This window comes from Marinospirillum sp. (genome assembly GCF_014859565.1).
Genome location: NZ_JACUUA010000172.1, coordinates 1 through 7,001, shown reverse-complemented (window position 1 = coordinate 7,001; position 7,001 = coordinate 1). Strand labels below are relative to the sequence as shown.

At 52.0% G+C, this 7,001-nt stretch carries 7 protein-coding genes; 3 read left to right on the top strand and 4 right to left on the bottom strand.

Translation table 11 applies throughout. The features are described from left to right. The coding region (locus tag IBX50_RS15545) for an aminotransferase class I/II-fold pyridoxal phosphate-dependent enzyme (protein WP_292257209.1) at window positions 1–289 on the top strand (289 nt) is incomplete at its 5' end. Between the two features lie 37 nt (window positions 290–326). Continuing rightward, window positions 327–1,124: an amidohydrolase gene (locus IBX50_RS15540; protein ID WP_292257208.1), complete on the top strand. Its 798-nt coding sequence runs from the start codon at window positions 327–329 to the stop codon at window positions 1,122–1,124. Here the strand turns inward: IBX50_RS15540 and IBX50_RS15535 are convergent. Next, the gene (locus IBX50_RS15535) at window positions 1,114–2,661 is read right to left on the bottom strand and encodes a methyl-accepting chemotaxis protein (protein ID WP_292257207.1); all 1,548 of its coding nucleotides are present in this window, start codon (window positions 2,659–2,661) and stop codon (window positions 1,114–1,116) included. The two genes, IBX50_RS15540 and IBX50_RS15535, sit on opposite strands and share 11 nt — an antisense overlap. A gap of 2 nt (window positions 2,662–2,663) precedes the next feature. Then, window positions 2,664–3,449: a substrate-binding domain-containing protein gene (locus tag IBX50_RS15530; RefSeq protein ID WP_292257206.1), complete on the bottom strand. Its 786-nt coding sequence runs from the start codon at window positions 3,447–3,449 to the stop codon at window positions 2,664–2,666. A gap of 267 nt (window positions 3,450–3,716) precedes the next feature. Here IBX50_RS15530 and IBX50_RS15525 point away from each other — a divergent pair, with 267 nt between their 5' ends. Continuing rightward, window positions 3,717–5,048 (top strand): diguanylate cyclase, encoded by a 1,332-nt coding sequence (locus IBX50_RS15525; protein WP_292257205.1) that lies wholly within the window; start codon window positions 3,717–3,719, stop codon window positions 5,046–5,048. Here the strand turns inward: IBX50_RS15525 and IBX50_RS15520 are convergent. Together IBX50_RS15520 and IBX50_RS15515 are read right to left on the bottom strand one after the other, a co-directional pair. After that, window positions 5,037–6,239 carry a GNAT family N-acetyltransferase gene (locus tag IBX50_RS15520; RefSeq protein WP_292257204.1) on the bottom strand — a complete coding sequence of 401 codons (1,203 nt, stop codon included), beginning with the start codon at window positions 6,237–6,239 and terminating at the stop codon, window positions 5,037–5,039. The genes IBX50_RS15525 and IBX50_RS15520 overlap by 12 nt on opposite strands. After that, window positions 6,236–7,001, bottom strand: a 766-nt coding sequence (locus IBX50_RS15515; protein ID WP_366930740.1) for a 16S rRNA pseudouridine(516) synthase, incomplete at its 5' end; no start/stop codon positions are given. The genes IBX50_RS15520 and IBX50_RS15515, both read right to left, overlap by 4 nt.

Genomic DNA, 7,001 nt, shown 5'->3' with positions numbered 1-7,001 from the left:
GGATTTTTATCAGCAGAAACGCAATCTGTTCAACGCTGAAATGCAACAAAGCAGCTTTATCTTCACACCCTCCGCAGGCACTTATTTTCAGCTGATGGACTATGCTGCCATCAGTGATCTGCCAGATACCGAATTTGTGCAGTGGCTGATTACCGAAGCCGGTGTGGCGGCTATTCCGCTATCGGTATTTTACCAGCAGCCACCGGAACACCTGCGCTGGGTGCGTTTTTGTTTTGCCAAGGGATCAACCACTCTGCTGGCTGCGGCTGAAAAACTCCGCACTTTATAAAACACGGCTGAAATCATCACTGCTCAGGAGAACCACGATGCTGACCACTGCGCCTTCCACCGATCTGCGTGTCACACTGGTTCAGACCGAACTCCACTGGCATCAACCGGATGCCAATCAGCGGATGCTGGCCGACAAATTAACACCACTGGTTAATCAAACCGACCTGATCATTCTGCCGGAAATGTTCACCACTGGTTTTAGTATGGAGCCGGAACTTCTGGCAGAACCCGAACAGGGCAACACCCTGCAATGGATGTTACAGCAGGCACAACAAACGGGTGCCGCCATCACCGGCAGTGTCATAGTGCGGGATGCCACAGGTTTTCGTAATCGCCTGTATTGGGTGACCCCGGAAGGACAGACTCACCATTATGACAAACGTCATCTGTTCCGTATGGCTCAGGAGCAGGAGCATTATCAGGCTGGAAGTGAACGACTGGTGGTGGAGTATCGGGGTTGGCGTATCCTGCCACAGGTGTGTTACGACCTGCGTTTTCCGGTGTTCAGTCGTAATACCGGTGATTATGATTTGGCTATTTATATCGCCAACTGGCCAGAAAGCCGCCGCCATGCCTGGCGTACTCTGTTACAGGCGCGTGCTATCGAAAACCTGAGTTATGTCGCCGGAGTCAACCGTGTTGGTACGGATGGCAAAGGGCTGGCCTACTCCGGTGACAGCCTGCTGGTGGATGCTGCCGGGCAACTGCTGCTGGATCACCCGGTGGGTGGTCGTTTTGTAGAAACCCGCACCCTGAGCGCTGAAAAACTCAATAACTTTCGAGCGTCTTTCCCCGCCTGGCAGGATGCGGATCACTTTGATCTTAAACTTTAAAACGCCCAACCTGATCACGCAGACCTTCCGCCAGTTGTGCCAATGACTGGCTGGCTTGGGTGCTCTGTTCGGTACCGGCGGCAATTTCCTGCACACCCACATTAATTTGTGTGACATTGCGGTCGATCTCTTCCGCCACGGCACTTTGCTCTTCTGCCGCAGAAGATACCTGCACATTCATATCTTCAATACGCTGAATGGCCGCCTGAATATCAGCCAGTGCTGCAATCACTTTTTCGGCCATTTTGGCATCCTTGTGGGCTTCTGACTGCTGGCGGGTCATCACGTTAACCGCATCTGCGGCACCCTTCTGCAGAATATCCACCGTGCGTTCAATGTCCTTGGTCGCATCCTGAGTTCGATTGGCCAGGCTGCGAACTTCATCAGCCACCACCGCAAAACCCCGCCCTTGCTCACCCGCACGGGCAGCCTCTATGGCAGCATTCAGCGCCAGCAGATTAGTCTGCTCAGCAATATCTCGAATCACCTGCAACACACTGCCAATTTCCTGTGAGTGAGTATTCAACTGGCGGATCACATCAGCTGCACGCTCTATTTCTTCCGCCAGCTCATGAACGGCACTCATCTCCTGCTGCACCAGTGCCTGTCCACGTTCGGCACTATTGCGCCCTTCTCGGGCTGCTTCGGTGGCGGCCAAAGTGTTATCACTCACTTCCTGACTGGCCGCAGCCATTTCATGTACTGCCGCAGCCACTTGTTCTGCTTCACTGCGTTGTTGATGCACCAGCTCCAGCGCCCTTTCGGTGACCTGTGATTGTTCTTCCGCTGCACTGGCAATCTGGTGAGCCGCACTTTGTACATCATTAATCAGGCTTCGCAGTGTTTGCATCATGCGATTAAAGGCACGGGCGATATCACCAATCTCATCACTGCTGTTTGCCGGTAAGGTCTGGGTCAGATCACCGGCACCCTCCGCAATCTGTTGCATCATCTGGCGCATCTGATAAACCGGAGCAATCAGGAATTTAACCAGCCATAAAACAGCAACCAGAACCAACAACATCACTACCGAGGCAATCATCATCACGCTGTTGAGCAGTGTCACACTACTGGCATAACGCTCAGCCAAGCTGGTATTAACAGCCGCTGCCACTTTACTCATTTCTTGTCTGACCAGACGCAGATCGGACAGCCGCTGTTGACCTTCTTCAACCCGTTGCTCCAGAAAAACAGAGCTGACCGCCACCATACCGGCATAAAACTGCTGGTACTGTTCATTAAAACCACGCAGCAACTCCGGCTGCTGAGCCTGCAACCACTGCAGCTCCTGCTCCACCAGCAAGGATGTTTGAGCCGCTGCAATAAAATACTCATCATTCAATGAAAGGATGCCACTTTGCAGATCCGCTGTGATTCGCTCAATATTCAACTCCACCCGACTCATACGCTCACGGCTATCCACCAGCTCCAGCAACTGACGATCCAGCAGCCAATAAACACTGGCAAATACCGTCAGGATAATGGCCGCCAACAGCAGAAAAGGCAGGGCAATCTTTTTAATCAGTGTCATCTTCATAATCAACGGCCTCCTGCAGCAATAAATCCAGCCTGACTGATGACAGCCTGTCCACGGGATGTATTCAGCACTGACAAGAGTGCTTCAATGGATGGTGTTATTTCACGATAAACCAGATTTAATTCACGTCGAATCGGGTACTGGCCGGATTGAATGGTCTGGGCAGAGGGTGTAATGCCATCCAGCTGTAAAATACGTATCGGCATACCCTGATCGCGCACAGATGCAGCGGTGCCAAGAGAAACATAACCCACACCACCATGCTGACCACCCACCAGCGACAGAGCCTCCAGATTGGAGCCAATCACCGTGGCACGGCGGCTGATCAGTGTGCCTGATGCACCACTGCGATCCGGGCTTTTTAAACCGGAAAACTCTTCAAACAGATCCAGTGTGCTGCGCCCCACTTCTTTGGAGACCAGTCGCACCGGCCAAGCATAACCATTCAGTTGCTGCCAGCTGGTTGTTTCCATGTAAAGGCTGATTAATTGGGCTTTGTTAATTGTTTGCTGAGGGTTGGCTTGGTTGACAATAAACACCAGAGTATCCAGCCCAATGGTGGTGTATAACAGGTCGGCTTTTTCTTCATCCCGCAACGAGCGGGACACCATACCCATATCCGAGGCACCAGAACGTACATCAGAGATGCCGCGACCACTGCCCCCGGCACTCAGCAAGAGGTTGTGGCTGCTTTGCTGTTGAAAGTCACCGGCCAGCTGCTCCAGTATTGGGTAGATGGTGCTGGCACCGGAGATCCGCAGATCAGCAGCCTGCAAAGAACCGCTCATCAACAAAACCAACACTAACAACCCGGACAATACTTGCTGTTTTCCACAAACAAACATTAGCAACTCCTTATTGCAAACACGCTTAAATAAACCCCATAAAATCAATGGTCATATTAAAATCATGATAAGCGTATATACTGGAGTTGCGCTAGCTTTTTACCGGCAACACAATAAAATGAAGATTTTATACCTATTTGTTAGAGACAAAATCTTTTTGCCGGAGTAAGGTTTGCTCCGTATTGGTGCATACCCTGTCAGGAGCCTGAGTTGCGCATAACTTTTATCAAACTGATCCAGTCCCGTTGGTGCTTGTTGTTGCCCTTGCCTTTCTGGGCGCTGGTGGTGGGTTTGATTTACCTTCAAAACAGCAACACCCTGCAGGAAGCAGGTTATGAAATGGCACGTCAGCGGGGTGAGGTGGCTTTTAACCTGGTGCAAACCCTACGCAACTGGAATGCTGAACACGGCGGAGTTTATGCACCCTTAACTGACTCCACACCGGAAAACCCTTATCTGGTTATCCCTGAAAAAACCATTACTTCACCTGCTGGGGTGACTCTGACCAAACTGAATCCTGCTTACATGACTCGCCAGATTGCTGAAATCATGCAAGGCAGTCATCTGGAGATCAATCTGACCAGTGATCGGTTGATGAATCCCTCCAACAAAGCTGACCCTTGGGAAACTCGTGCGCTGCAACTGCTGCGTGATCAGCAGTTGAATGAATATGTCGAAGTGGTGGATCAGCGTTTTCGTTATATGGCTCCTCTTTATATGCAGGAAGGCTGTATCAGTTGTCATGCTCACATGGGTTATCAACTGGGCGACTTTCGTGGTGGGCTGAGTGTATCTTTCCCGGTCACTTATGTTGAACGCCTGACTGATCGGTTGATGGCGGAAAGCCGCAGAACCCACCTGATTGCTTTTTTACTGCTGTCCCTGACCGGTTTGCTGGCTATTTTTGGGCTGCAACGCCTGTTTAGATATTTACAGCTGGAGCGCAGTCAGCGGGAATCCATCATTGATGAAAGGACGGCCAGCCTGCATGAAGAAATTATCCGGCGTCGTGAATCACAGGATCGTCTGAGATTTCTGGCACATCACGATGAGCTGACCGGTGCCAAAAATCGCCGCTGGATATTACAGCAGCTGAGTGCATTAATGCTGAAACAGGCAGAAACACCTCGACACCTGGCGGTGCTGATGCTGGATATTGACCACTTTAAAAAGGTCAATGACAACTATGGTCACGATGCCGGTGACGAGATTCTCAAGGGGTTTGTTAATACCTTGCAGCAGCATCTGCGCCGGGATGATCTGCTGGGGCGTTATGGTGGAGAGGAGTTTCTGATCCTGCTGCCAGATACTGAGCAGAATGAAGCCCTGCTGGTTGCTGAACGCCTGCGCCAAGCGGTGGAAACCACTACCTACCTGAGCAACTACCAGCCGCTGAATATCACCACCAGCCTGGGTATAGCCTTGATGGGAACTGAAACCCAGATATCCGCCGAAGAACTGATCAGCCGTGCAGATACTGCGCTGTATCAAGCCAAGCGCGAAGGCCGTAACCGTTTTGTGTTGTGGCAATCACCTATCTGAGGCTGCCACTTGGTGAAAAGGCAATAGGCTTTTGGCATCCTCACAATAAGCGGCAACCATCGGCCGCTCACGCTGTAGAAAATCATCCACAGCCTTCGCAAAAGCAATATTTGGCAACCAGTGCAATGAATGGGTGATCACCGGCTCAAAACCCCGTGAGATCTTGTGTTCACCTTGGGTGCCGGGATCAAAACGCTGCAAACCCTGTTCGATGGCATGTTCAATACCCTGATAATAACAAGCCTCAAAATGCAGGCAGTCGGCCTCCACCAATGCACCCCAGTAACGTCCATACAGGATGGTGGCATCCTGAAAAAACAACGCCGCTGCCACTGGTTGTCCCTGATGTTCCGCCAGCACCAGCAACAGCTGTTCCGGCATGGTTGCCAGCAGTCGCGCAAAAAAATCCACCGTCAGATAACCCCGCTGCCCCCGCAGTGCATAGGTTGTCTGGTAACAGTGATAAAAAGTCTGCAACTGCGCAGCAGTGATTGAGGCACCCGGCACTCGTTTCATCAGCAAACCTTGCTCAGCCACCTTGCGCCTTTCCCGACGGATTTCCTTGCGCCGTTTGCTGGTCATGCCTGCCAAAAACTCATCAAAATCGGCATAGCCCCGGTTGAACCAGTGAAACTGACAAGCATGGCGTTCCAGCAGCTGTGGCCAGTGTTGCCGTAGCTGTTTAACCTGAGATGCTTCGGCAAACAGCAGATGCCAGCCGGACAGACCTGCATCAAATTCCTGCTGCAACGCCTCCTGCAATACCTTCAGTACCGCTTCAGTTGAGGTGCCATCCGCCAGCAGCAAACGCGGCCCCTGCGCCGGAGTAAAAGGTACTGCACTCAGTAGTTTGGGGTAATAGTTCTGTGCAGTGTTTCCAGGCTGTGGATCAATGAAGTGGGGATACGCCTCTGCCCACTGGAAATCAAAAACGTATTCACCACGGGAATGAAACTTTTGATACAGCGGCAAAGCCGCCACCAGTTTGCCTTTTTGCCATGCTGTCCAGTGTTGTGGTTGCCAACCAGTCGAACGGCTGGCACAACCACTCTGTTCCAGCGCCAGCAAAAGATCGTGGCGCAAAAAGGGATAGCCCGAATCCGGCAACAAGGCATTCCAGTCAGCCGCTGCGACAGATTCCAGACCGTTTAACCAGCGCCACTCCAGCGGTTGTTGCATCGTGTTGTTCATTCAGTTTCCGCTGTTTTGATCAAAGGGTTGTTGTGGCTGACCGGGCGACAGTCCAGTGCATCCACTTCAGCTGGGGTCAACATCCGCCATTGCCCCGGTTGCAGGCTGGCATCCAGCTGTAGTGCACCTATAGCTTGCCGATGCAGCGCCACCACCTTATTGCCAACAGCTGCAAACATCCGTTTTACCTGATGATAACGCCCTTCATGGATGGTGAGCAGCGCCTGATGAGTATGCAACAACTCCAGCTCTGCCGGTCGGGTAGTGAGGTTTTCATAAGCAAAATAAATACCCTGCTGAAAAGCCACCGCTGTTTCCGGGCTGATGGGGTCACGAGTAGTCACCCGGTAGGTTTTGGGTAGTTCGGAATCCGGCAAGGACAAATGCCGTGACCAGTGACCATCATTGGTCAGCAACAACAGGCCAGTGGTGTTGAAATCCAGTCGCCCCGGCAGATGCAGCTGGTCTTTCCAGGGGGTATCAATCCAGTCCAGCACTGTGGGATGTTGTGGATCACGGGTGGCACTGACACAACCGGTGGGTTTGTGCAGCATCAGGTAACAACGTGGAGTACCTTGTTGCAGCAGTTGCCAGTCACCCTCCACACCCTGAGTTTCAAGGGTGGAAAAAACATCCACCGCCGCCAGCGGGTTGTAAGTGATGCTTCCATCCAGCCGCACCCGCCCATTTTGTAATAACAAACGAGCGGTTTTACGGCTGAGATGAGGGCGGTTACTTAAAAAACGGTCGAGGCGCATGGGC